We start from the raw sequence: 24,770 nt of genomic DNA, 5'->3' as shown, positions 1-24,770 counted from the left end.
ACAAACGCGACTACATCTTCAACGGCACCCTGACCGTCACCGCCATCATCATCTGGCTCCGCGACACCGTCCAAGAGCCATCAGAAACGAACTAGTCGTGCCAGGCCCCCAGCTCCTCCAGCAGCGGCTGGAGCGCCTCGAAGACGCCGGGCGAGGCCGCGACGGTCAGCTCGCCGTCGGGCACCTGTCCGGGGCGGCCGCCCGTCCGGGCCCCGGCCTCGCGCGCGATCAGGTCGCCGGCGGCGAGGTCCCAGGGGTTGAGCCCGCGCTCGTAGAAGCCGTCCAGGCGGCCCGACGCGACGTCGCACAGGTCGATCGCGGCGGAGCCCGAGCGGCGGATGTCGCGCACCCTGGGGACCAGCGTGCGGGCGACCTCGGCCTGCGCGGCCCGGCGCTCGGCGACGTACCCGAAGCCGGTGCCGATCAGCGCATGGTCGAGCGGCGGCGAGGGGCGGCAGCTCAGCCTGCGCTCCCCCAGGTACGCGCCGCGGCCGAGGACGGCGTGGCAGGTCTCGCCGCGCGGCGGGGCGGCGACGACGCCGACCACGCGCTCGCCCTCGTACTCGGCGGCGATGGAGACGGCCCAGTCGGGGCGCCCGTAGAGATAGTTCACCGTGCCGTCGACGGGGTCGATGACCCAGCGGACGCCGGAGCTGCCCTCCACGGAGGCGCCCTCCTCGCCGAGGAAGCCGTCGTCGGGCCGGTGGTCGGTGAGGAAGCCGGTGATCAGCTTCTCGGAGGCGAGGTCCATCTCCGTGACGACGTCGATAGGGCTCGTCTTCGTCGCGGCCACGCCGAGGTCCTCGGGGCGGCCGTCCCGCAGGAAGGTTCCTGCCTTCTCGGCGGCCTCCAGGGCGAGGCCGAGCAGCTCGGTCTTCAGGGCCTCGGTCAGGGGGACCGGCTGCCGGGAGGGCTGGGGGTCCGGTGCGTCGCTCACGCTGTTGTCCGCTCCTTCGCGCCCGCGGCGGCGGGCTTCGGCGTACGTGCCGGGCAGCACCCGACGGGGCACACGTCGTGGCTGGGGCCGAGGGCGCCCAGGGCGCACCGCGCCGGGCGCTCGTCACGCTCGGTCGCGGCACGCTCCAGCACCATCTCGCGGATCCCCGCGGCGAACCGCGGGTCGGCGCCCACCGTCGCGGAGCGCCGCACGGGCAGGCCGAGCTCCTCGGCCTTGGCCATGGCCTCGGTGTCGAGGTCGTAGAGCACCTCCATGTGGTCCGAGACGAAGCCGATCGGGACCATCACGGCGCCGGGCGCTCCCTGGCCGTGCAGCTCCTCCAGGTGGTCGCAGATGTCGGGCTCCAGCCAGGGCATCTGCGGCGGACCGCTCCGCGACTGGTAGACGAGCTTCCAGGGGTACGTGACGCCCGTACGCTCCCGGACCGCCTCGACGATCAGTTCGGCGACGTCCAGGTGCTCCGCGACGTACGCCCCGCCGTCCCCGTGGGCCCCGGCCGGGCCCGAGGTGTCGGCGGCGGACGTCGGAATGGAGTGGGTGGTGAAGGCGAGGTGCGCGCGCTCCCGTACGTCCCCGGGGAGCTCGGCGAGCGAGGCGAGCACCCCGTCGATCATGGGCTCCAGGAAGCCGGGATGGTTGAAGTAGTGCCGCAGCTTGTCGACCCGGGGCGGGTTCAGCCCCTCCTCCTGGAGCGCGGCCAGCGCCTCCGCGAGGTTCTCCCGGTACTGACGGCAGCCCGAGTACGAGGCGTAGGCGCTCGTGGCCAGGACGAGCACCCGGCGGTGGCCGTCCTTGGTGATCTCGCGGAGCGCGTCGGTGAGATACGGCGCCCAGTTGCGATTGCCCCAGTAGACCGGGAGGCCGAGGCCGCTCGCGGCGAAGTCCTCGCGCAGGGCTTCGAGCAGGCGGCGGTTCTGGGCGTTGATGGGGCTGACGCCGCCGAAGAGGAAGTAGTGCTGCCCGACCTCTTCGAGGCGCTCGCGCGGGATGCCCCTGCCCCGGGTCACGTTCTCCAGGAACGGCACGACGTCCTCGGGGCCCTCGGGGCCGCCGAAGGAGAGCAGCAGCAGCGCGTCGTAGGGGTGGGGGGAAAGGGGGTCACCTGGGCCGCCGGGCCCAGCTGGGAGCGCATCGGACATATCCCCGATCCTGCCACTGCCCCCTGACAGCGCGACGTCAGGGCCACGCGCGGGGCTCGGTCCTGGCGGGCGCGCCGTACGGGCTCGTGCGCTTCACCTCGGCGGCGACCCGGTGGCTGCCGGGGGTGGTTGCCATGGCCATGAGTATGATCCCTCTCCAACTGGTGGGGAACCTGCCGTCCCTGGCCGTGGCGCTCTTCATCGCGGGCATGACCATTGCCCCGACGATGGTCACCACCATGGCCCTCGTCGAACAGCTCGTCCCGCGCGCCAAGCTGACCGAGGGCATGACGTGGACCAGCACGGGCTCGCGGCCGGGGTGGCGCTGGGATCCTCAGCTACCGCCGGCTGAAGCCTCGGCCGGTGCCGCGGCATGAGGGGACGGTCGGGAATGAGCGCACAGGCGACGAGCAACCGGGCAGCGACGTGGCGTAACTGGGCGGGCAACGTGGCCGTCTCGCCCGCCAGGACCGTCTCGCCCTCCTCCACAGAGGCCCTCGCTGAGACCGTCCGCCGCGCGGTCGCCGACGGACTGCGGGTCAAGGCCGCCGGAACCGGCCACTCCTTCACCGCCGCCGCCGTCACGGACGGTGTCCTCATACGCCCCGACCGCCTCACCGGCGTCCGCGGCATCGACCGGGCCGCCGGGACGGTCACCGTCGCCGCGGGCACCCCGCTCAAGGTCCTGAACGCCGCGCTCGCCGCCGAGGGCCTGTCGCTGACGAACATGGGCGACATCATGGAGCAGACCGTCTCCGGCGCCGTCGGCACGGGCACGCACGGCACGGGCCGCGACTCGGCGTCGGTCGCCGCGCAGATCCAGGGCCTGGAGATGGTGCTCGCCGACGGCTCGGTGCTGCGCTGCTCGCCGGAGGAGAACGCCGACGTGTTCGCCGCGGCCCGGATCGGGCTCGGCGCGCTGGGCGTGATCACCGAGCTCACCTTCGGCGTCGAGCCCGAGTTCCTGCTCACGGCGCGCGAGGAGCCGATGCCCTTCGACCGGGTGACCTCCGAGTTCGATCAGCTCGTGGCCGAGAACGAACACTTCGAGTTCTACTGGTTCCCGCACACCGACGGCTGCAACACCAAGCGCAACAACCGCAGCCAGGGCCCGGCCCGCCCGCTCCCCAGGATGCGCGGCTGGATCGACGACGAACTGCTGTCCAACGGCGTCTTCCAGGCCGTCTGCTCCCTGGGCAAGGCCGTACCCGCCACCGTGCCGGGCGTCGCCCGCATCTCCAGCCGCGCCCTCTCGGCCCGTACGTACACGGACATCCCCTACAAGGTCTTCACCAGCCCGCGACGGGTGCGCTTCGTGGAGATGGAGTACGCGGTTCCGCGCGAGGCGGCCGTCGAGGCGCTACGCGAGCTGAAGGGCGCGGTGGAGCGCTCCGACCACAAGGTCAGCTTCCCCGTCGAGGTCCGCACCGCGCCCGCCGACGACATCCCGCTCTCCACGGCGAGCGGCCGCGAGACGGCGTACGTGGCGGTGCACATGTACCGGGGCACCCCGCACGAGGCGTACTTCGACGCCGTCGAGCGGATCATGACGGCGCACGGCGGCCGCCCGCACTGGGGCAAGCTGCACAGCAGGGACGCGGAGTACCTGGCCGGGGTCTATCCGCGCTTCGGCGAGTTCACCGCGCTGCGCGACCGCCTCGACCCCGACCGCGTCTTCGGCAACGACTATCTGCGCCGCGTCCTGGGCGAGTGACACCGAGGGGCCGTACGGATCGCGTCCGTACGGCCCCTCGCGTGCCGCGTGCCGCGTGCTCAGCTCTGGCCGGGGTCCGGCTTCTGCTGCGGCGCCTGCTGACGGCCGCCGCCGCCCGCGCCGCCCGCGCCGTCCTGGTCCGAGCCGCCCTGGCCGTCGCCGGTCTCGCCGGGCTGGGTGGGCTGATCGGTCGGCTGGCCCGTCGGATCGCCGGACGGCTTCTGCTTGCCCGGGTCCGGCGTCGGCGTGGAGCCGCGGCCCGAGTCGCCGCTGCTCGTGCCCTGGTCGCCCTTCTCGCCGCTGCCGCTCCGGTCCGGGTCGGCGGACCGGCCGCCGTCCTGGTCCTGGCCGCCGGACGCGCCGTCGCCGTCCCCGTCGCCGCTCTCGGACTGGCCGGGCGACGGGGTCGTCGCCGGGGTGTCGGGCTCGTCGCCGCCGGAGGAGCCGCTCGGGCGGAACACGTCGCTGATGGAGGTGCCCTTGCCGCCGGAGACGTTGTGCCCGGCGAGCGCCTCGTAGAGCGTGATGCCGCCGATGGCGATCACGAAGACGAGGACGGCGGGCAGCAGCGTCCGCTTCCAGCCGCGCCACTTGGTGCCGTGCGTGGTGGCGTCGGTGAACTCCTCGTCCTCTTCGTACTCTCCGTGCTGCCCCTTCCGCGGGTCCGCGGCCCGCAGCACGGTGGTCGCGTCGTCCTCGCGATGCCCCGCGTACTCCCCCGCACGCGTGTGCGCGTGGGGGAGCATCCGCGTCACCTCGGAGGTGTCCAGCATCTGCACCTGGTCCGGCGGCCGCAGCTGCTCCGGCGGCTGCACCTGGTCCGGCGCGGGCGCGGCGCCCTGGGGCATGATCCGCGTCGCGTCGTCGTCCGGCTGCCTGTCCTTCCAGGTCGGCGCCGGGTCCTGGACGGGCAGCTGCCGGGTCCTCGGCTTGGCCTGAACCGTCGCTTCCTTGATCTGCTCGCCGGTCCTGCGGAAGAGGTGCTGGAAGATCGGCCCGCCGCTGGTGGCCACCAGGCTCACCACGCCCGCGCCGATGAACGTGCCGTAGACACCGAGCTGACCGGCCAGGAACGCGGCGACGACCGTCGCCACCGCGCTGCCCATCACCTGGGTCAGGCTCAGGTCGATGCGCTTCTCTCTCTTGCTCTCATCGCCCTTCTTGTCCGTTTCATCCTCGACCGCGTCGCGTATGTCACTCTTGCCCATCTACCGCCCCTGATCGCACACTCCAACCACTGTGCACGAATAAGGGACTTTTACGCGAAGGCAATGGTTCCGCTTCGGGTGGTTCTGTGAGCCTCGACACCTCGCCAACCAGGCGAAATGGACCCTTGGGACGTCAACTCCCTTACTCGGGAGCAACTTCGGCAGCGTGCCGGTCCACCCGGGTGGCCCTAATGGAGTAGTGTGACGACCCCTGGTCTCGGTTCTGACCCGGCGCAGGCTGCTCACGGCGATCACCCTGGTCACCGTGCGTTGTGAGGAGGTAACCGTGCCATAACGGCGGTTCTGGGGATTGCCTCGGTACCCCGAGCAAGTCGGCAAGGTTGTGGCAGGCTGCACCCGGGCAGGCCACACTCGTCTAGCGGGAGCAGCGACGCACGTGACGTCGGCAGGCACCACCCGGGAGGTCCCCATGCCCGAACTGCGTGTCGTGGCCGTCAGCAACGACGGCACACGACTGGTGCTCAAGGCTGCCGACAGCACGGAATACACGCTTCCGATCGACGAGCGTCTGCGCGCCGCTGTCCGGAACGACCGCGCGCGGCTCGGCCAGATCGAGATCGAGGTGGAGAGCCACCTGCGGCCTCGGGACATCCAGGCGCGCATACGGGCCGGTGCCTCCGCTGAGGAGGTCGCCTCGCTCGCCGGTATCCCCGTCGACCGTGTCCGCCGCTTCGAGGGCCCCGTGCTCGCGGAGCGCGCCTTCATGGCCGAGCGGGCCCGGAAGACCCCGGTCCGCCGCCCCGGCGAGAACACGGGCCCCCAGCTCGGCGAGGCCGTCAGCGAGCGGCTGCTGCTGCGCGGGGCCGACAAGGACACCGCGCACTGGGACTCCTGGCGCAGGGACGACGGCACCTGGGAGGTGCTGCTCGCCTACCGCGTCGCCGCCCAGCCCCACTCGGCGACCTGGACCTACGACCCGCCGCGCCGTCTCGTGCAGGCGGTGGACGACGAGGCCAGGGCGCTCATCGGCGAGACCGACGACACCCCGGAGCCCAGCTTCCCGTTCGTGCCCCGCATCGCGCGGCTGCCGCGCGAGCGCGGGGAGCGCACGGGCACGGCGGGCACCACGGGCATGGAGCGCGAGGGCCGTATCGACCGCTTCGAGCGCCCCGAGCGTCCGGAGCTGGAGCCCGCCGCGCTGTCCCCCTCGCCCGCCGGGACGGACGACGAGGACCAGGGACGCGGACAGGGAGCGGCCTCCGGCGACGAGTCGGACTCGCTCACGAGCCTGCTGGAGGCGGTGCCGAGCTTCCGTGGCGACATGGTCGTACCCGAGCAGAATCCGCAGCGGACACCGCCGCCCGTGCCCGTGCAGCCGCCGCCACCGGTGCAGCCCGAGGGCGAGGAGCAGGAGGACGGCGGGGAGGACGACGAGCCCGCGGAGGAGCAGGAGGCCGTCGAGCCCCCGGCGCCCGCGGCGAGCGCCGGTTCGGCCTACGCCGACGTGCTCATGCCCCGTTCCGTCAGCGCGCACCGCGACCGGCTCAAGGGCAGCACCGACCGGCAGGCCGAGGCGGACGGCGTCCGTCCGGGCCGCCGCGCCGCCGTCCCGAGCTGGGACGAGATCGTCTTCGGGACGCGGCGCAAGAAGGAGTGACCGCACCGGACCGCTCCCGCGCAGAACTCTGCGGGAACGATCCGGCCTGCGGAAACGCCCGCCGCGCGAGCGCGGCGGGCGGTGGCCGTCGGTACGGCCCCAGAGGCCGTCACCCCGGCTCGGGGCCCGTCGCGACCGGGCGGCCGCCGTCGGCGGTCCACTCGCTCCAGGAGCCGACGTAGAGCGCCGCGTCGATGCCCGCGACCGCGAGGGCCAGCACCTCCTGCGCGGCGGAGACCCCGGAGCCGCAGTAGACGCCGACCTGGGTCTCGGGCGCCGCGCCCAGGGCCTCGAAGCGCTCGGCCAGCGCCTGGCGGGAGCGGAACAGCCCGGCATCGGTCAGGTTCTCCGTCGTGGGGGCCGAGACCGCGCCCGGGATGTGGCCCGCGACCGGGTCCAGCGGCTCGACCTCGCCCCGGTACCGCTCGGCGGCGCGGGCGTCGAGGAGCAGGCCGCGGCGGGCCAGCGAGGCCGCCCCGTCGGCGTCGAGCATCCGGGCCTCCTCGGGCCGCGGCGTGAAGTCGCCCTCCCGGGGCTCCGGGGTCTCCGTGCTGAGCGGCAGCGCTCCCCCGCCCTCCGCCTCCCGGTACTCGGTCCACGCGGCGAGGCCGCCGTCCAGCACCCGTACGTCCGGGTGCCCGGCCCAGCGCAGCAGCCACCACCCCCGGGCGGCGCCCCAGCCGCCGCCAGGCCCTCCGCCGTCGTAGAGGACGACGGGACGGTCCTGGGAGACCCCGGCGCGGCGCATCGTCGCGGTGAAGGCGTCCAGCGGGGGCAGGGGGTGGCGGCCGGTGCCGGGGCCGACCGGGCCCGCGAGTTCCGTGTCGAGGTCGACGTACACCGCGCCCGGCAGATGTCCTTGCCGGTAGGCGTCGAGGCCGGGCGGGCCGCCGTGCCGCCAGCGGACGTCGAGCAGCACGGGTTCCTTGCCGCCCGCCAGGTCGCTCGCGAGTTCGGATACGGAGATGATGGCAGTCATGGCGCCATCTTCGCGCAGCGGAGGCCGTGTCCGCGCGGTCCCCCGGGGTGCGGCAGAGGGCGCGCGCTCCACCGGCGAGCGCTCCCCCGCGCCGCTCCGCCACCGCGATCCGCCTCGGCGCTTCGTCCCCGCGGACGGGAACGGGTGGTGCGAGCATCTGCACCGACAACGCAGTCACCTGCCGCGGCAAGGACGCCGCGGCGCATCCACGGTACGACCGCATCGATGATGGTCTTGAGGAGCGAAAGCAGATGACCGAGGCAGCGACTCGGCAACGGCGGAATCCGGGAGCGCCCGCCTGGGCGAGCCTGATGGTGCACGGCCTGGAGGCCGGCCAGGAGTTCTACCGCGAGCTGTTCGGCTGGGAGTACCGCACGGGGCCGCAGCAGTTGGGCCCGTACGTCCGTGCCGTCGCGGACGGGCACGAGGTGGCGGGACTCGGCACGAAGGCCACGGACAGGCAGCTCCCCGTCGCCTGGCTCCCGTACATGGCGAGCGACGACGCGGACGAGACGGCGGGGCTGATCCGCGAGCACGGCGGCACCGTCGCCGTCGGCCCGCTCGACGCGGACTCGGCGGGGCGGATGACCATCGCCTCGGACACCCTGGGCGCCGCCTTCGGGGTCTGGCAGGACGCGACGTACCCGGGGCTCGGGATCGCGCCGGTGGGCGTACGGGGCGCGCCGGTCTGGTTCGAGCTGATCACCCGGGAGGCGTCGACGGCGGTGAAGTTCTACGAGTCGGTGTTCGGCTACGAGACGGAGGCCATGGGCTCGGCCGGGATGGACCACGGGATGGACTACCTGACGCTGTACCGGGACGGGGTCGCCGTCGCCGGGATCCACGGCGTCGGGCAGTCACTCCCCCGCGACCGGGGGCCGCACTGGCGGACGTACTTCTCCGTGGAGGACACCGACGCGGCCGTACGGCGGGTGCGGGAGCTGGGCGGACAGGTGGTGCGGGAGCCGCAGGACTCGCCGTACGGGCGGGTGGCGGCGGTCGCCGACCCGGAGGGCGCGCGCTTCAGTGTGATCCGGACCGAGCCGTCCCCGCGCTGAACCGGGGGCCCGGCCCGGCCTGGGCGGGCGGCACGGAGACGGCGGGCGGGGAGGCGGCGGGCGCGGCGTCGACCGGGAGCACGTCGGGCGACAGGGCGCCCGAGCGCGAGGTCGCGGCGGTCAGCCGGCGCCGGTGGTGGCGCCGACACAGCACCTCGTAACCGACCTCGGCGCGCGGCTCGCCCACGTCGCCCACGACGACCTGGGCGCCTTCGACGACCATTTTGCCGCCGACCGTACGGGCGTTGTGCGTGGCACGGGCACCGCACCAGCACAGCGCCTCGACCTGGAGGGTCTCCATCCGGTCGGCCAGCTCCATCAGCCGCTGGGAGCCGGGGAAGAGGCGGGTGCGGAAGTCGGTGGCGATGCCGAACGCGAAGACGTCGATGCCCAGGTCGTCCACGACGCGGGCGAGCTGCTCGACCTGCTCGGGCGAGAGGAACTGTGCCTCGTCCAGGATCACGTAGTCCGTGCGGCCGCCCGCGGTCAGGTGCTTGACCAGGTGGGCGTGGAAGTTGAGGTCCTCGGCCACCTCGACGGCCTCGGCGACCAGGCCGAGCCGGGAGGACAGCTTCCCCGCGCCCGCGCGGTCGTTGCGCGTGAAGATCATGCCCTGGAGGCCGCGCGCCGAGCGGTTGTGCTCGATCTGGAGAGCGAGAGTGCTCTTTCCGCAGTCCATCGTTCCGGAGAAGAACACCAGCTCTGGCATGGGAGTTCGGCCTTTCGAGCGGGAGGGGGCGGGGACGGGTGGGACGCCGCGCCACGGCGTGCCGCGGCGGCACGGTACTACGAGCGGACTTCCAGGAGCGGGACGAACTGCTCGGCCGGGGTCGCCGAGCCGTGCATCCCGATCAGCGCGGACTCCTTCGGCTCACGGCGGGTGGCGACCACGGCCACGTCGGCCCGCATCGCGGCGACCACGTCGCCGATCCGGCCGCGCACCCGGTCCTCCACCTCCGGGCCGAACCAGCCCAGGTCGATCGCCTGTTCGCGGGTCGCGACCCACGCCTGCTCGGCGAGGACCTCGCGCCACACGGCGTGCACGTCGCCCCCGGCCCCGGGGACCGCGTACACGTGCCGCATGCGGCCCTCGCCGCCGAGCTTCGCGACGCCCGCGCTCAGCTCCCAGTCCTCGTCGACGTCGATACGGGCCTCGTGCCCGCCGGGGACGTCGACCATGCCGTGGTCGGCCGTCACGTACAGCGCGGAGCGCGGCGGGAGCTGCTCGGCGAGGCGCTGCGCGAGCCGGTCGACGTGGCCGAGCTGGCCGCGCCAGGCGTCGGAGTCCATGCCGTACCGGTGGCCGTTGCCGTCCAGCTCGGCGTAGTACGTGTAGACGAGCGCGCGGTCGCTCGCGGCGAGGCGCTCGGCGGCGAGGTCCATGCGGTCCTCGGCGGCGAGGCGGCCGAGGAAGCTGCCGCCGGAGAGCGCGATCTTGGTGAGCGGGGTGTGCTCGAAGTGCGGCGCGGTCACCTGGCAGGTGGCGATCCCGGCGGCGTCGGCCGCCTGGAAGACGGTCGGGTACGGCTGCCAGGCGTGCGGGTCGGTCCACGGCTGCCAGCGCAGCTGGTTCATCAGGGCGCCGGTCTCCGGGTTGAGCGCCGTGTAACCGGGCAGGCCGTGCGCTCCGGGGACCAGGCCCGTGCCGACGGAGGCGAGCGAGGTCGCGGTCGTCGAGGGGAAACCGGAGGTGAGCGGCTCGCCCGTACCGTTCATCGAACTGCCGAGCAGCGAGGTGAGGAACGGGGCCTCGTCCGGGTGCGCCTTGATCGCCTCCCAGCCCAGGCCGTCGATGAGGAAGACGCAGACGCGGTCGGCGGGGACCAGCGGGAGCGCGGCGCGCATCCCGGGGACGCCGAGCCCGGCGGCGAGGGTCGGCAGCAGATCGGCGAGCGATCCCGTGCCGTAGCGCGGCACGGGGGCCGTGCGGAGGTCGAGCGGCTCGCCCGGTTCGGGATCGACCGGATCGACGGGGGCGGCGGGGGCTGCCGGGGCGAGGGGCGCGTGCGGTGCCTGCGGTGCGGTGCGCGGGTCCTGGGTGTTCCCCCGCGTCACTGCGGGGACCCGACGCGTGCCGTCGCCTCGGAGAGGGCCTGGGCGAATTCGAGGGTCTGCCGGACGGTGTCGGGGCCGTCGCCCGCCTCGCTGACGCGGAGCGAGAGGTCGTCGGCCGTCGCCGAGCCCGTGTAGCCGTGGTCCGCCTCGCAGTTGGGGTCGCCGCAGGTCGCGGGCTCCAGGTCGAGCCGGGAGACGGCGCCCCAGCCGATGGTGAGCACGACCTCGCGGGGCGGGGTGCCCGGCGTGTACGACTCGGGGTTGGCCACGACCCTGGAGAGCACCACCGAGGAGATCCGCTCCATCTTCACGGACTCCGTCGACGTCGTCGCGTAGGGCGACGGGGAGGTGCCGTCGGCGGCCTGCTCGTCGGTGTGGCTGACGAGGAAGCGGGTGTCGGTCAGGACGAGCACCGTGACATGGCGGCGGACCTCGTTGCTGTCGAACGTGGTCTCCTGGTGCACGAGGTAGGAGGACACGGGCTCACCGCCCACCGCGGCCTCGACAGCCTCGGCCACGAGAGCCGGGTAGTAGCCGCTGCGCTCGATCGCCGAGCGCAGCCCCTGGGTCGTCGTACCGGTCTTCGCCATGCCTGCCATCCTACGGGCCCGCCTCTGGGGCCCGCCCCCTCCCGAAACTTGGGACACCGGTCGCCTCAGTACGCCGGGAGCCGCCGGGCCCCCAGATCCGGCCGCGGCGGAGGCGGGGCCACCCGTACCGAGGCGTTCAGCACGGTCACGCCGCGCGGTGCGACGACCACGGGGTCCAGCTCGGCGGAGACGACCTCGGGGTGGTCGTCGACGAGCAGGGAGACGCGGAGCAGGATCTCCTCCAGGGCCGCCGTGTCCACGGGCTCCGCGCCGCGCCAGCCGAAGAGGATCGGCGCCGTCCGGATCCCCCGTACCAGCCCCGCCGCCTCGCGTTCGGTCACCGGCACCAGGCGGTGCGCGACATCGCCGAGCAGCTCGGAGGGCGTACCCGCGAGGCCGAAGGAGAGGACGGCGCCGATGCCGGGGTCGACGGCGGCCCGGACAACTGTTCCCGCGCCGCGCGGCGCCATGGCCTGGACGACGGGCCGCAGTTCGCCCGGGGTGCCGAGGGCCGTGGTCAGCTCGCCGAACGCGCGCCGCAGTCCGGCCTCGCCCGCGATGTCGAGCCGCACGCCGCCGAGGTCGGCGCGGTGCCGCAGATGGGGGGCCGTGGCCTTGAGCGCGACGGGGAAGCCGAGCTGCCGCGCGGCCTCGACGGCGGCGTCCGCGTCGGGCGCGGGCAGGGTGGGCTGGACGGCGATGCCGTACGCGCCGAGCAGCGCGGCGGTGTCCTCGGGGCCGAGCGCGTGGCTGCGGGCCGTGGCGACGGTGACCTCCGGGTCGGGCGCGGTGGCGCGCGCGAGGAGCGCCGCCGCGGCCTGCTCGTCGACCTCGAACTCGGGGACGCGTCCGGGCGTGGCGGCCTCGCGGCGCCACTGGGCGTAGCGCGCGGCCTCCGCGAGGGCGCGCGAGGCACGCTCGGGCGCCCCGTACGCGGGGATGCCGCGGGCGGCGAGGGCCGGGTCCAGGTTCTCCAGGGCGAGGTGGACGACGGCGACGGGCTTGGTGGCGCCCTTGGCGGCGTCGCCGAGGGCCTCCGCGAGCGCGTCGGCCAGCTGGACGGGCGGGGCAGGCGAGGCGCCGTCGCCGTCGGGGTCCGTGAGCGGAGGGCTGCCGTCCGGTGCCGTCGTGGGCACCCAGGGGATCGCCGTGACGACGACCGAGTCCGTGCCAGGGTCGGCGAGCGCCTCCCTGAGCGCGTCCGCGAAGTCCGCCGGGGTCGCCTCGGCGGGCAGCGCGACGACGGGCCGGGGGCGGAGGCCGTCGTTCAGGCAGGCGTCGTAGGTGAGCAGGCTGAGCGCGTCGGTGTTGCCGACGATCGCGACGCGCGGCCCCTCGGGGCAGGGCTGGCTGGCGAGCAGCTCGCCGCTGTCGAGGAGCTGGGTGAAGCTGTCGACCATCAGCACGCCCGCCTGCCGCAGCAGCTCGGTCACGGTGCCGTCGGGGGTGCTGGAGGCGGGCGCGGCGTGGCCCGGAGGGGGCGCGCTGCCGCGCTGCCGCGCGCCCTTGACCACGACGACGGGCTTACGGGCCGCCGTGCGGCGGGCGAGCCGGGTGAACTTGCGGGGGTTGCCGATGGACTCCAGGTACATCAGCACGACGTCGGTGTCGGGGTCCTCGTCCCAGTGCTGGAGGAGGTCGTTCCCCGACACGTCGGCCCTGTTGCCCGCCGAGACGAAGGAGGAGGGGCCGGTTCCGCGCCGGTGCAGCCCGTCGAGGAGGGCGATGCCGATGGCGCCGGACTGGCTGAAGACCCCGATCCGGCCGCGCCGGGGGGTGCGGAGGGAGGGGGTGGTGTTGAGCCGTACGCCGGGGTCGGTGTTGATGAGGCCCAGCGCGTTGGGCCCGATCACCCGCATCCCGTACGAGCGTGCGAGCCGCACCAGCTCGCGCTGCTCGTCCCGGCCGAAGCCGTCGGAGTAGACGACGACGCCCTGGACGCCCGCCTCGCCGCACTCGGTGACGACGGAGGTGACCCCCGCGGCGGGTACGGCGATCACGGCGAGGTCGACGTGCTCGGGGATCTCCCGCACGGAGCGGTGGGCCGGGGCCCCGGCGAGCTCGGTGACGCCCTCGGGCAGGGCCGCGTTCACGGCGTACGTACGGCCGGTGAAGCCCGCCGTGCGCAGGGACTCCAGGGACGCGCGGCCCGCGCCGCCGGGGCCGCGGCTGACGCCGACGACGGCGACCGAGCCGGGCGCGAGCAGCCGTTCGGCCGAACGCCCCTCGGCGCGCTGCTCGCGGGCGCGCATGACGGCGAGGGACTGCTCGGTGGGTTCGAGGTCGAGGGTGAGGTGCACCGAGCCGTCCTCGAAGCTGCGCTTCTGGGAGTAGCCCGCGTCCGTGAACACCTTGATCATCTTGGTGTTGGCGGGCAGCACCTCCGCGACGAACCGGCGGATCCCGCGCTCCCGGGCGACGGCCGCGATGTGTTCGAGGAGTGCGGAGGCCACGCCCCTGCCCTGCTGGTCGTCGCGGACGAGGAAGGCGACCTCGGCCTCGTCGGCGGCCGGGGAGGAGGCCGGGCGGCCCGAGGTGTCGATCCGGTCGTAGCGCACGGTCGCGATGAATTCGCCGCCCACGGTGGCGGCGAGGCCGACGCGGTCCACGTAGTCGTGGTGCGTGAAGCGCCGCACGTCGCGGTCGGAGAGCCGCGGGTATGGTGCGAAGAAACGGTAGTACTTGGACTCGTCGGAGACCTGTTCGTAGAAGCTGACCAGGCGCTGGGCGTCGTCCGGCGCGATGGGACGGACGCGCGCCGTCCCGCCGTCGCGCAGCACGACGTCCGCTTCCCAGTGGGTCGGGTAGGCACGCTCCTGGGGAGTCCGCATGGGGCCCAGCGTACGGCGGCGTACGCCGGGGGCACGCCCTGGAACGCTTCGCTCCGGACGCCGTGCGAGACTGGTCTAGACAACTCAATACGCCAACTCACACGAACTCGAAGGGCAACACCATGGTTGAGCGCCGCGTCACCGTAGGCTGGGCCGAGGGCCTGCACGCCCGCCCCGCCTCGATCTTCGTCCGTGCCGCCTCGGCCGCCGGCGTCCCCGTCACGATCCAGAAGGGCGACGGCTCCCCCGTGAACGCCGCGTCGATGCTGGGCGTGCTGGGCCTCGGCGCCGAGGGCGGCGAGGAGATCGTGCTGGCCTCGGAGGCGGAGGACGCCGGTCCGGCGCTCGACCGTCTGGCGAAGCTGGTCTCCGAGGGGCTGGAGGAGCTTCCGGAGACCGTCTGACATTCCGCGACCGACCGCGGACCGCGAGAGCGGGTGGAATTCCTGACCGAATTCCACCCGCTCTCGCTTTGTCCTCCGGGAAATGATTCCGTGGCGCCCATGTCCCGGGATTGTTAAATGCGGTCGCGCGCCGTGTTGACATGAGGTTTCGGCGGAGCCGGTACGCGCGCCCCGCGCCGTACGGCCGCGCGCTCGACGAACCCCGCCGCGAGCGCCCTGGCCCGCTCCGCGTCCCGCCGCGCGACGGCGTCCACCAGACGGCCGCGCTCCCGCCAGTCGGCCGCCTCGGCGCCCGTACGGTCGTGGCCGCCCGCAGCGCCCGTACGGTCGTGGCCGTACGCCTCGATCGCGTGCAGCCACGCCAGCTTGTGCCGCACCTGGAGCAGCATCGCGGTGAGCGTCGGGCTGCCCGCCGCCTGCGCCAGCGTCTCCTGGAACCAGCCGGACAGGGCCCGCAGCTCGGAGAGGTGCCCCCGCTCGGCGCGCTGGACGCCGAGGCGCACCACGCCGCGCAGCACCTTCAGATGCGCCTCCGTGCGGCGCTGCGCGGCGCGCGCGGCGCCCAGGGGCTCCAGCAGCGCGCGGACGTCGAGCAGATCGGCCGCGTCCTGCGGCGTGGGCTCGGCCACGTGGGCGCCCGCGTGGCGCCGGGTGCGCACGAAGCCCTCCGCCTCCAGCGTGCGCAGCGCCTCGCGCACGGGCACGCGCGAGACCCCGTGACGCCGGGCCAGCGTCTCTTCCGTGAGCCGGGTCCCGGGCGGCAGGGAACCGGAGACGATCTCGCCCCGGACCGCGGAAAGGAGAGCCTGCGCGGAAATACGCATGGCCGAACTGTAGGACAGCGCACGGGGATTTCCGACGGCGCCCGGGGAATTCCGCCGGTATCCGCCGCCGTACGACGTGAAACAGCCCCCGGCCGCCGCCGGGGGCTGTTCCGCCAGAAGACCTGGATCAGACGTTCACACCGTGCTGGCGCAGGTACGCGATCGGGTCGATGTCCGAGCCGTAGTCGGGGCCGGTACGGGCCTCGAAGTGGAGGTGCGGTCCGGAGGAGTTGCCGGTCGAGCCGGAGAGGGCGATCTGCTGGCCCGCGGAGACGGACTGGCCGACCGAGACGCCGATCGAGTTCAGGTGGCCGTACTGCGTGTACGTGCCGTCCTTGTGCTTGATCACGATGTTGTTGCCGTACGCGCCGCCGTTGCCCGCCTCGACGACCTCGCCCGCGGCGACGGACTTCACGGGGGTGTTCATGCCCGCGTGGAAGTCGATGCCGGTGTGGCTGCCGGAGGACCACATGGAGCCGCCGGACTTGTAGGACGTGGAGACGTACGAGCCGTCGACGGGCGCGACGTAGCCGCTGCCGCCGACCGCGGCGCGCTTCGGGGCCGCGGAACGGGAGGCGGTCTGCGTGGCCTTCTCGGCGCGCGCCTCCTTGGCCTTCTCGCGGGCCTTGGCGGCGGCCGCCTTGCGCTTGGCCTCGGCGGCCTTCTTCTTCGCCTCGGCCTCAGCCTTGGCCTTGGTCTTCGCGGCCTCCGCCTTGGCGGCGGTCTCGGCCTGGGCCTGCATGGTGGCGGTCTTCGCCTCCGTGGCCTGCTGGTCGACAGCCTGGGCCAGGTCGCCGCGCGCCTCGATGGCGTGGGTGAGGCCGGTGTCGTGGACGTCGCTCTGCCCACCGTCGGAGGCCATGGCCGGGGACGCGAGGGTCCCGACGACGCCTGCGGCGGTGAGCCCGGCTATGCCGGCCGCCCCGGCGCTCGCACGGCGCATGCGGCTGGGCTGCTTGGGACGTCGGTGCTTCCCGGTGGCACGGGTGAACGCCATGAGCTGGCGTACTCCTTTCCTTCCCTGTCGCCTACCGGGTTAGCTGACGGGTTCGGAGCAGGAAGGTCTCCTACGGGCAACCCCTGGCGGGGGTCGCTCGATTCACCCCAGGGACTTCGTGTGGGTCCCCGGCTCCCTCGGGGGCCCTGACGGGTCCTCGGGACTCGGCGATCACTGGGCGTCGGCCGCGGGCGCGGTCACTTCTGACGCACAGCGGCACCGACGCTAAGCGGGTCGTCTCCGGGTCGCCAAACGAATCCCGGAGTTTGTCGCACACGCCACACCGCTTCTCACCACAACACTGAACCAATCGGACATTTGACGGTCCCACGGGTCACACGACAAGACCCCGCGGAAGCGGACGTACCACTTCCACGGGGCCTCGGGGACGCATGGGGTCCGGGCCGGTCTCCACCGGCCCTCCGGATCAGCCTCCGCTGACCACCTTGACCTCGCCGATCCCCAACTCCCGTACAGGACCGGCGATCTGCGAGGCGTCGCCGACCAGGACGGTCACCAGGCGGTCGGCGGGGAAGGCGCTGACGGCGGCCGCCGTCGCCTCCACCGTGCCGGTCTCGGCCAGCCGCGCGTACAGCTCGCCCTGGAAGTCGTCCGGCAGGTACTGCTCGACCTGGTCGGCCAGGGTCCCGGCGACGGCCGCCGACGTCTCGTAGCGCAGCGGGGCGACCCCTACCAGGTTCCGCACCGCCACGTCCCGCTCGTCGTCCGTCAGGCCCTCGGCCGCGAGGGTGCGCAGCACCTTCCACAGGTCGTCCAGCGCCGGACCCGTCACGTCCGTGGCGACGGAGCCGCTGATGGCCATCAGCGCTGCGCCCGTGCCCTCCGCGGTGGAGCGCAGCACCTGGCCGAAGGCGCGCACCCCGTACGTGTACCCCTTCTCCTCGCGCAGGACGCGGTCCAGGCGGGAGGTGAGGGTGCCGCCCAGGCAGTAGACCCCCAGGAGCTGCGCGGGCCACACCCGGTCGTGCCGGTCCGGGCCGACGCGGCCGATGAGGACCTGCGTCTGCACCGCGCCGGGACGGTCGACGATCACGACACGGCCCGCGTCGTCCGCGGTGATCGGCGGTGCCGGGCGCGGCTCGGAGGACGAGCCCGTCCAGGCGCCCAGGGTGTCGGCGAGCGCCGCGTCCAGATCCACGCCCTCCAGGTCGCCGACGACGACGGCGGTGGCGGTCGCGGGGCGCACATGCGCCTCGTAGAACGCCCGTACGGCCGCGGCGTCGATACGGGCGACCGTCTCCTCCGTGCCCTGGCGCGGACGCGACATCCGGGACTCGGCGGGGAACAGCTCCAGGGAGAGCTCCTTGGCGGCGCGGCGGGCCGGGTTGGCCAGCTCGTGCGGGATCTCGTCCAGTCGGTTGGCCACCAGGCGCTCGACCTCGCCGTCCGGGAAGGCCGGGGCGCGCAGCGCGTCGGCGAGCAGCCCCAGTGCCTTCGGCAGCCGCGAGACCGGCACCTCCAGCGAGACGCGGACGCCGGGGTGGTCCGCGTGCGCGTCGAGGGTGGCGCCGCAGCGCTCCAGCTCGGCGGCGAACTCCTCCGCGTCGTGCTTGTCGGTGCCCTCGCTCAGCGCGCGGGCCATGATCGTCGCCACGCCGTCCAGGCCCTCGGGCTCGGCGTCCAGCGGAGCCGTGAGGTTCATCTCGACGGCGACGACCTCCTGGCCCGGACGGTGGCAGCGCAGCACCGTGAGGCCGTTGGGCAGCGTGCCGCGCTCGGGGGTCGGGAAGGCCCAGGGCTTGGGCGTGCCGCTGGAGGGCTGGGGGTGGAATTCCATGGTCGTGCCCGCGGGCGCGTCGGCGTCGCTCACTGCCCGGTCTCCTCAAGCTCGTTCTCGTCGTCCTCGGAACCGGAACCGGAGCCGTCCGCCGGCTCCGCCGGCTCGTACACCAGCACCGCGCGGTTGTCCGGGCGCAGCCGGGCGGCGGCCACCTCGCGCACCTCCTCGCGGCTGATGTCCAGGATGCGGCCCACGGCGCTCAGCGCGAGCTGCGGGTCGCCGAACAGCACCGCGTACCGGCACAGTTCGTCCGCGCGGCCGCCGACCGTCGCCAGCCGGTCCAGCCATTCGCGCTCCAACTGGGCCTGGGCGCGCTCCATCTCCTCCTCGGTCGGGCCCTCCTCGGCGAACCGGCGCAGCTCGTCGTCGACCGCCGACTCGATGGCCGCGACCTCGACGCCGCCCGACGCCTTCACGTCGAGCCAGCCCAGCGAGGGCGCCCCGGCGAGCCGCAGCATCCCGAAACCGGCGGCGACGGCGCTGCGGTCGCGCCGCACCAGGCGGCTGTAGAGCCGGGAGGACTCCCCGCCGCCGAGCACGGTCAGCGCCAGGTCGGCGGCGTCGGACTCGCGGGTGCCGTCGTGCGGCAGCCGGTACGCCGCCATCGTCGCGCGGGAGGGCACCTCCTCGACGAGGACCTCGCGCTTCTCCTCGCCCATGATCTCCGGCAGCGAGCCGTCGCGCGGCGGGCGCTTGCCCTCGTGCGACGGGATGGAGCCGAAGTACTTCTCGATCCAGGTGAGCGTCTGCTCCGGGTCGATGTCGCCGACGACGGCCAGCACCGCGTTCCCCGGCGCGTAGTACGTACGGAAGAACTCCTGGGCGTCCTGGAGGGAGGCCGCGTCCAGGTCTGCCATCGAGCCGATGGGCGTGTGGTGGTACGGGTGGCCCTCGGGGTAGAGCATCGCGGTGAGGCGCTCGAAGGCGGTGCCGTACGGCACGTTGTCGTACCGCTGGCGGCGCTCGTTCTTGACGACGTCCCGCTGGTTCTCCATCGACTCCTCGTCGAGGGCGGAGAGCAGCGAGCCCATGCGGTCGGCCTCCAGCCAGAGGGCGAGCTCCAGCTCGTGCGTCGGCATCGTCTCGAAATAGTTGGTGCGCTCGAAACTGGTCGTGCCGTTGAGCGAGCCGCCCGCGCCCTGCACCAGCTCGAAGTGCCCGTTCCCCTTCACCTGGCCCGAGCCCTGGAACATCAAGTGCTCGAAGAGGTGGGCCAGTCCTGTACGGCCCTCCACCTCGTGACGGGAACCGACGTCGTACCAGAGGCAGACAGCGGCGACGGGGGTCAGATGATCCTCGGAGAGCACCACACGCAGGCCGTTGGCCAGCCGGTGCTCCGTCGCTGTCAGCCCACCGGTGGCCGGCGGGGGCGTGGCCGTGTGACCCATGGGCGTGGAGTCCCTTCGATCGCGGGGATTCCCGGCGAACGCCGGGACTTGTTCCGGACCGCCCGGCGCGCGCGGCGCGGCGGGCGGCCCTGTCACTGTATGCAACCGCGCCGACTACGTGCGAAGTTCCCGTACGGTACGCCCATGAGCTGGGCTCCCGCTCGTACGTCCGCCGGGTCGGAGGGCCCCGTGTCAGTGCCGAGGTCCACAATGGTCCGCGGCACGGACGCACGGAAGCACCACTGAAGCACCGACAGCAGCGCTGTCGGCAGCACCGCCAGCAGCACCGACAAGAGCAGCAGCACAGCACCGAAGCAGCGAAGGAGCCGCAGCCGCGATGGCCCGCCGCAGTAAGAACAGGACGCCCGGGGGCGCGTCAGGTCCTGGGTCCGGGGAGGACTTCGAGGAGCGCATCCTCGACATCGACGTCGTCGACGAGATGCAGAGCTCCTACCTGGAGTACGCGTACTCGGTGATCTATTCGCGCGCGCTGCCCGACGCACGCGACGGGATGAAGCCGGTCCAGCGCCGGATCCTCTATCAGATGCACGAGATGGGCCTCCGCCCCGACAGGTCGTACGTGAAGTGCGCCCGCGTCGTCGGTGAGGTGATGGGCCGCCTCCACCCCCACGGTGACAGCGCGATCTACGACGCGCTGGTCCGCATGGCCCAGTCCTTCTCCATGCGCCTCCCCCTGGTGGACGGCCACGGAAACTTCGGCTCGCTGGGCAACGACGACCCGCCCGCCGCCATGCGGTACACCGAGTGCCGCTCCGCGCCCGCCGCCGGACTCCTGGTCGACTCGATCGACGAGGAGACGGTCGACTTCGCGCCGAACTACGACGGCAGCCAGGACGAGCCGGTCGCGCTCCCCGCCGCGTATCCGAACCTGCTGGTGAACGGGGCCTCCGGCATCGCCGTCGGCATGGCGACCAACATGCCGCCGCACAATCTCGGCGAGGTCATCGCCGCGGCCCGGCACCTGATCAAGCACCCGGGCGCCGACCTGGACACCCTGATGCGCTTCGTGCCCGGCCCCGACCTGCCCACGGGCGGCCGGATCGTGGGCATGGACGGCATCAAGGACGGGTACGCGACGGGCCGCGGCACCTTCAAGATCCGCGCGACGACCGCCGTCGAGCAGGTCACGGCCCGCCGCAAGGGCCTGGTGGTGACCGAGCTGCCGTTCGCGGTCGGCCCGGAGAAGGTCATCTCCAAGATCAAGGACCTGGTCAACGCGAAGAAGCTCCAGGGCATCGCCGATGTCAAGGACCTCACCGACCGCGCCCACGGCCTCCGCCTGGTCATCGAGATCAAGAACGGGTTCAACCCGGAGGCGGTCCTCGCGCAGCTCTACAAGCTGACGCCCATGGAGGAGTCCTTCGGGATCAACAATGTGGCGCTGGTCGACGGCCAGCCCCTCACGCTGGGCCTCAAGGAGCTCCTGGAGGTCTATGTCGACCACCGCTTCGAAGTGGTCCGGCGGCGCAGCGAGTTCCGGCGCACCAAGCGGCGCGACAGGCTGCACCTGGTCGAGGGCCTGCTGGTCGCGCTGCTCGACATCGACGAGGTCATCAGGATCATCCGGTCGAGTGACAACGCGGCCGAGGCCAAGGCGTCCCTCATCTCCCACTTCTCGCTGAGCGAGATCCAGACGCAGTACATCCTCGACACCCCGCTGCGCCGGCTGACCAAGTTCGACCGGCTGGAGCTGGAGAGCGAGCGCGACAGGCTGCGCGCCGAGATCGACGAGCTGACCCGGATCCTGGAGTCGGACGCCGAGCTGCGCAAGCTGGTCTCCACCGAGCTCGCCGCCATCGCGAAGAAGTACGCCACGCCGCGCCGTACCGAGCTGCTGGACTCCGCCGAGGCCCCCGTCGCGGCCGTCCCGCTGGAGATCGCCGACGACCCGTGCCGGGTGCTGCTGTCCTCCACGGGCCTGCTGGCGCGCACGGCGAACGGGGAGACGTCGTTCGAGGAGGCCGCCAAGCGGGTCAAGCACGACGTGATCGTCTCCGCCGTGCCCGCCACGACGCGCGGCGAGGTCGGCGCGGTCACCTCGGAGGGGCGGCTGCTGCGGCTCACGGTCGTGGACCTGCCGCAGCTCCCCGAGACCGCCTCCAACCTGGCGGGCGGCGCCCAGATCTCGGAGTTCCTCTCGCTGGGGGACGGCGAGACGCTGGTCTGCCTGACGACGCTGGACGAGTCCTCGCCGGGCCTCGCGCTCGGCACGGAGCAGGGCGTCGTCAAGCGCGTGGTCCCCGACTATCCCTCGAACAAGGAGGAGTTGGAGGTCATCACGCTCAAGGACGGCGACCGCATCGTGGGCGCCGTCGAGCTGCGCACCGGCGAGGAGGACCTGGTCTTCATCACCGACGAGGCCCAGCTGCTGCGGTACCCCGCCGGCCAGGTGCGGCCGCAGGGCCGCGCGGCGGGCGGCATGGCCGGGGTCAAGCTGACGGGTGACGCGAAGGTCCTCTTCTTCGGCGCCGTCGACCCGTCGGCCGAGGGCGCCGTCTTCACGGCCGCGGGCGCCGAGGGCACGCTGGACGACTCGATGAGCACCGCCAAGTTCACACCCTTCGACCAGTACCCCCGCAAGGGGCGCGCGACGGGCGGCGTGCGCTGCCAGCGCTTCCTCAAGGGCGAGGGCAGGCTGGTCATGGCCTGGGCGGGCCCGACGCCCGCCCGCGCGGCGACCAAGGCGGGCGCCGCGGCCGAGCTCCCCGAGCCCGACCCACGCCGCGACGGCTCGGGCCTGCCCCTGGCCAAGCCGGTGGCGGCGATCGCGGGCCCGGTGTAGCAGCCGCCCCGGGCGGCAGGGAGTTCCGAACGGTACGCAGAGGGGCCGGCCCTACACCAGGTCCGGCTCCTCGACCTCCGCCCCGTCCTCCCGCGCGGCCTCAGGGTCCGCCTCGACGTACCGCAGGACGCCCCACATGGCGCGCTCGTCGGCCGCTCCGGAACCGGCGGAGACGCACGCGGCGGCGCCCGCGCGCAGCGCGTCCCCGTCCAGCCCCGAGCCGATCATCACGACCTGGCTCCCCCGCGCCTCGCCGCGCTCCCACTCCATCGGCGCGAACCGCAAGAAGCCGCCCACCGCGTGCAGCGCGTACTTCCGCGCGGGGTCGGCGGCGCCGAAGTCGACAAATCCCTTCATCCGGTAGAGCCCGGCGGGGCGGCTGTCGAGGAAGTCCAGGAAGCGGCGCGGGTCCAGCGGCTCCTTCTCGCGGAACTCCACGACCTCATAAGAGGCGTGCAGATGCCCTTCGTGGTCCTCCCCCGCCGCCTCTTCCTCCTCGTACAGCAGCATGTCGAAGGAGAGCTGCTCCACGTCGGCCCGCTCGCGCCGCGTCCGGTCGAAGAGCAGCTCGGGGTCGATCCGCCCGTACGACGCCTCCACCACCGGCGTCCCCGGACTCAGCTCCTCCAGGGTCGCGCGCAGGGCGCGCAGGGGCTCCGCGTCCACCCTGTCGGCCTTGTTCAGCACCAGGAGGTCGGCCGCGGCGACGTGCCGGTCCAGCTCTCGGTGCCGCTCCCGTACGGCCGTGAACTCGGCGGCGTCGACGACCTCGACCAGTCCGCCGTACGTGATGTGCGGGCTCTCGCTGGCGAGGATCATCCGGATCAGGGTCTCGGGCTCGGCCACGCCGCTGGCCTCGATGACGATCACGTCCATCCCGGCCGAGGGGCTGGCCAGGACCTCCAGGACCTCGTCCATGTCGCTCGTGTCGACCGCGCAGCACAGGCAGCCGTCACCGAGCGACACCATCGAGTCGACCTGGCCCGCGACGGTCATGGCGTCGATCTCGATGCTCCCGAAATCGTTCACGACCGCGCCGATGCGGGTGCCTCTGCTGCGCCTCAGCAGATGGTTCAGGAGCGTGGTCTTCCCGGACCCCAGGAAGCCCGCCAGGATGACGACCGGAATCCTTCTGCTGCCCAACGCCGCGCCTCACTCTCCAGGGACCGAAGGCTGCCGATCGTAGCGAACGGCACTGACACAGCACCGACAGTGGTTCACCGGCTCAGCAGCGGGAACGCGGCCGGGCGCGGCCCTCACCCGGAGGTTAGGCTCGCCTGTGTGAGCACGTGTGCGACGGCCTCCCGAGTGCTGGCCGAACCTCTCGCCGCCACGGCGGCCACCGCCCGGACGTGGCTGCTGGTCGAGCAGCCCGGTCCGTGGGGCGCGAAAGCCCTGACGGAGAGCCATTTCGACCCCGAACTCGGCCGGGCGCTCGAAGCCGCGGCGGGGGCGCACGGCGCGCGCGTCGCGCTCATCCGCCGCCCCGGACGGCACGCCGACTGCGCGGGCACGGCCAGCCGCCGCGCGTTTCTCGCGCATACGGAGCCGGGCGACTCGTGGATCCGTACGGCCGTCCTGCCCGACAGCCCGGACGGCGACGAGGCGCTGCGCGCCCTCGACTTCGCCGCGCTCGCCGCGGGCGGCCCGGACACCCTGCCGGATCCGTGGCGGCCGTACGAGGGCGAACCGCTCGCCCTCGTGTGCACCAACGGCAAGCGCGACCGCTGCTGCGCCCTCCTCGGCAGGCCGCTCGCCGCCGAGCTGACCGCCTCCGGCACCGGCGAGGTCTGGGAGATCACCCACATCGGCGGCCACCGCTTCTCCCCCACGCTGCTGGTGCTGCCGTACGGCTACGCGTACGGGCGGACCGGCGCTGCGGCGGTCAAGGACGTGCTGGAGGCCGTACGGGAGGGACGCGTACGGACCGAGGGGTGCCGCGGCCGCTCGACCTGGGACCGCCCGGGCCAGGCCGCCGACCTCGCGGTCCGCGAGCGGACGGGCGAGGACGGCGCGGACGCGCTGACCGTGACGAACGTGACGGACACGACAGATGTGACAGACGTGGCCGAGGAGGCCGCCGGGCGCTGGGAGGTCACCGTCGCCCACCGGGACGGGCGGCGCTGGCGCGTGACGGTCGTGTCCGTCGACGACGCGCCGCCGGTCCCCGCGAGCTGCGGCGCCGTGCCGGGCGCGCCCGCCCGGGCGCAGGTGGAGAGCATCGCTCAGGTCACAGCGGAGACCCCCGTCTGACGGTTACCGTCCCGGGGCAGTATCCGGTTCCGTCGGACGGCATCCGTGCCGCCCGCACCGCCAGTGCCGCAACACCGCCATCGCCCCACCCCGAGGGTGCCCCCGTGACCGCACAGCCACGCGCCGCAGGCGCGCGCCGCCGCTTCCCGT

General features: G+C 73.4%; 19 protein-coding genes, 1 pseudogene and 1 riboswitch. Of the genes and pseudogenes, 7 read left to right on the top strand and 13 right to left on the bottom strand.

The window, feature by feature from the left end:
• Positions 1 to 91: 91 nt before the first annotated feature.
• Both ACGF3A_RS42475 and ACGF3A_RS42470 read right to left on the bottom strand, forming a co-directional pair.
• Positions 92 to 937, bottom strand: coding sequence for an inositol monophosphatase family protein (locus ACGF3A_RS42475; RefSeq protein WP_393736430.1), 846 nt, complete (start codon positions 935 to 937; stop codon positions 92 to 94).
• Entirely contained in the window at positions 934 to 2,097 is a 1,164-nt protein-coding gene (locus tag ACGF3A_RS42470; RefSeq protein WP_393736428.1) for a ferrochelatase, read from the bottom strand. Before ACGF3A_RS42470 ends, ACGF3A_RS42475 begins: the two co-directional genes overlap by 4 nt.
• A 44-nt stretch (positions 2,098 to 2,141) precedes the next feature.
• Here ACGF3A_RS42470 and ACGF3A_RS42465 point away from each other — a divergent pair.
• Together ACGF3A_RS42465 and ACGF3A_RS42460 are read left to right on the top strand one after the other, a co-directional pair.
• Positions 2,142 to 2,440 (top strand): annotated as a pseudogene (locus ACGF3A_RS42465) (MFS transporter); the annotation flags it as partial.
• Positions 2,441 to 2,488: 48 nt separating this feature from the next.
• Entirely contained in the window at positions 2,489 to 3,811 is a 1,323-nt protein-coding gene (locus tag ACGF3A_RS42460) for a D-arabinono-1,4-lactone oxidase (protein ID WP_393736426.1), read from the top strand.
• 59 nt (positions 3,812 to 3,870) lie between these two features.
• Here the strand turns inward: ACGF3A_RS42460 and ACGF3A_RS42455 are convergent, their stop codons facing one another.
• On the bottom strand, positions 3,871 to 5,019 hold the full coding sequence (locus ACGF3A_RS42455; protein WP_393736424.1) for a hypothetical protein: 1,149 nt from the start codon (positions 5,017 to 5,019) through the stop codon (positions 3,871 to 3,873).
• A gap of 430 nt (positions 5,020 to 5,449) precedes the next feature.
• Here ACGF3A_RS42455 and sepH point away from each other — a divergent pair, with 430 nt between their 5' ends.
• The gene (sepH, locus tag ACGF3A_RS42450; protein ID WP_393736421.1) at positions 5,450 to 6,637 is read left to right on the top strand and encodes a septation protein SepH; all 1,188 of its coding nucleotides are present in this window, start codon (positions 5,450 to 5,452) and stop codon (positions 6,635 to 6,637) included.
• A 109-nt stretch (positions 6,638 to 6,746) separates the two neighbouring features.
• On the opposite strand, the gene ACGF3A_RS42445 is transcribed toward sepH, so the two are convergent.
• Entirely contained in the window at positions 6,747 to 7,616 is an 870-nt protein-coding gene (locus ACGF3A_RS42445) for a sulfurtransferase (RefSeq protein WP_393736419.1), read from the bottom strand.
• A gap of 251 nt (positions 7,617 to 7,867) precedes the next feature.
• On the opposite strand from ACGF3A_RS42445, the gene ACGF3A_RS42440 reads away from it, so the two are divergent.
• Positions 7,868 to 8,674 (top strand): VOC family protein, encoded by an 807-nt coding sequence (locus tag ACGF3A_RS42440; protein ID WP_393736417.1) that lies wholly within the window; start codon positions 7,868 to 7,870, stop codon positions 8,672 to 8,674.
• Here ACGF3A_RS42440 and ACGF3A_RS42435 read toward each other — a convergent pair.
• From ACGF3A_RS42435 to ACGF3A_RS42420, 4 genes are all read right to left on the bottom strand, one after another.
• Entirely contained in the window at positions 8,640 to 9,383 is a 744-nt protein-coding gene (locus tag ACGF3A_RS42435; protein WP_393736415.1) for a thymidine kinase, read from the bottom strand. The two genes, ACGF3A_RS42440 and ACGF3A_RS42435, sit on opposite strands and share 35 nt — an antisense overlap.
• A gap of 77 nt (positions 9,384 to 9,460) precedes the next feature.
• On the bottom strand, positions 9,461 to 10,729 hold the full coding sequence (locus ACGF3A_RS42430) for an alkaline phosphatase family protein (RefSeq protein ID WP_393736413.1): 1,269 nt from the start codon (positions 10,727 to 10,729) through the stop codon (positions 9,461 to 9,463).
• Complete coding sequence (locus ACGF3A_RS42425) at positions 10,726 to 11,319, bottom strand: DUF5998 family protein (protein ID WP_393736411.1); 594 nt, start codon at positions 11,317 to 11,319, stop codon at positions 10,726 to 10,728. Before ACGF3A_RS42425 ends, ACGF3A_RS42430 begins: the two co-directional genes overlap by 4 nt.
• A 65-nt stretch (positions 11,320 to 11,384) precedes the next feature.
• A complete protein-coding gene (locus tag ACGF3A_RS42420; RefSeq protein WP_393736409.1) occupies positions 11,385 to 14,150 on the bottom strand; it encodes a GNAT family N-acetyltransferase in 2,766 nt (921 codons plus the stop codon).
• A 122-nt stretch (positions 14,151 to 14,272) separates the two neighbouring features.
• On the opposite strand from ACGF3A_RS42420, the gene ACGF3A_RS42415 reads away from it, so the two are divergent.
• Positions 14,273 to 14,554, top strand: a complete 282-nt coding sequence (locus tag ACGF3A_RS42415; RefSeq protein ID WP_344532322.1) for an HPr family phosphocarrier protein — start codon at positions 14,273 to 14,275, stop codon at positions 14,552 to 14,554.
• Between the two features lie 113 nt (positions 14,555 to 14,667).
• Here ACGF3A_RS42415 and ACGF3A_RS42410 read toward each other — a convergent pair whose 3' ends face one another.
• The 4 genes from ACGF3A_RS42410 to ACGF3A_RS42395 all read right to left on the bottom strand — a co-directional run bounded on the left by ACGF3A_RS42410 (position 14,668) and on the right by ACGF3A_RS42395 (position 19,564).
• On the bottom strand, positions 14,668 to 15,378 hold the full coding sequence (locus tag ACGF3A_RS42410; RefSeq protein ID WP_393736406.1) for a GntR family transcriptional regulator: 711 nt from the start codon (positions 15,376 to 15,378) through the stop codon (positions 14,668 to 14,670).
• 127 nt (positions 15,379 to 15,505) lie between these two features.
• The gene (locus tag ACGF3A_RS42405) at positions 15,506 to 16,375 is read right to left on the bottom strand and encodes a M23 family metallopeptidase (protein ID WP_393736404.1); all 870 of its coding nucleotides are present in this window, start codon (positions 16,373 to 16,375) and stop codon (positions 15,506 to 15,508) included.
• Between the two features lie 13 nt (positions 16,376 to 16,388).
• Positions 16,389 to 16,555, bottom strand: a riboswitch (cyclic di-AMP (ydaO/yuaA leader).
• 247 nt (positions 16,556 to 16,802) lie between these two features.
• Positions 16,803 to 18,173, bottom strand: coding sequence for a M16 family metallopeptidase (locus ACGF3A_RS42400; protein WP_393736439.1), 1,371 nt, complete (start codon positions 18,171 to 18,173; stop codon positions 16,803 to 16,805).
• Positions 18,174 to 18,202: 29 nt separating this feature from the next.
• Positions 18,203 to 19,564, bottom strand: coding sequence for a M16 family metallopeptidase (locus ACGF3A_RS42395; RefSeq protein ID WP_393736401.1), 1,362 nt, complete (start codon positions 19,562 to 19,564; stop codon positions 18,203 to 18,205).
• Between the two features lie 337 nt (positions 19,565 to 19,901).
• Between ACGF3A_RS42395 and ACGF3A_RS42390 the strand changes: the two genes are divergently transcribed.
• Positions 19,902 to 22,367 (top strand): DNA topoisomerase (ATP-hydrolyzing) subunit A, encoded by a 2,466-nt coding sequence (locus ACGF3A_RS42390; protein WP_393736399.1) that lies wholly within the window; start codon positions 19,902 to 19,904, stop codon positions 22,365 to 22,367.
• A gap of 51 nt (positions 22,368 to 22,418) precedes the next feature.
• Here ACGF3A_RS42390 and ACGF3A_RS42385 read toward each other — a convergent pair whose 3' ends face one another.
• Entirely contained in the window at positions 22,419 to 23,510 is a 1,092-nt protein-coding gene (locus ACGF3A_RS42385; protein WP_393736397.1) for a CobW family GTP-binding protein, read from the bottom strand.
• A 138-nt stretch (positions 23,511 to 23,648) separates the two neighbouring features.
• Here ACGF3A_RS42385 and ACGF3A_RS42380 point away from each other — a divergent pair, with 138 nt between their 5' ends.
• Entirely contained in the window at positions 23,649 to 24,620 is a 972-nt protein-coding gene (locus tag ACGF3A_RS42380) for a sucrase ferredoxin (protein WP_393736395.1), read from the top strand.
• The last annotated feature ends 150 nt before the right edge of the window (positions 24,621 to 24,770 follow it).

The organism is Streptomyces sp. NPDC048172 (assembly GCF_043202595.1).
Lineage (GTDB): Bacteria > Actinomycetota > Actinomycetes > Streptomycetales > Streptomycetaceae > Streptomyces.
Note: the sequence above shows the minus strand (reverse complement) of the source record. Positions and strands in the feature narration are given on the sequence as shown.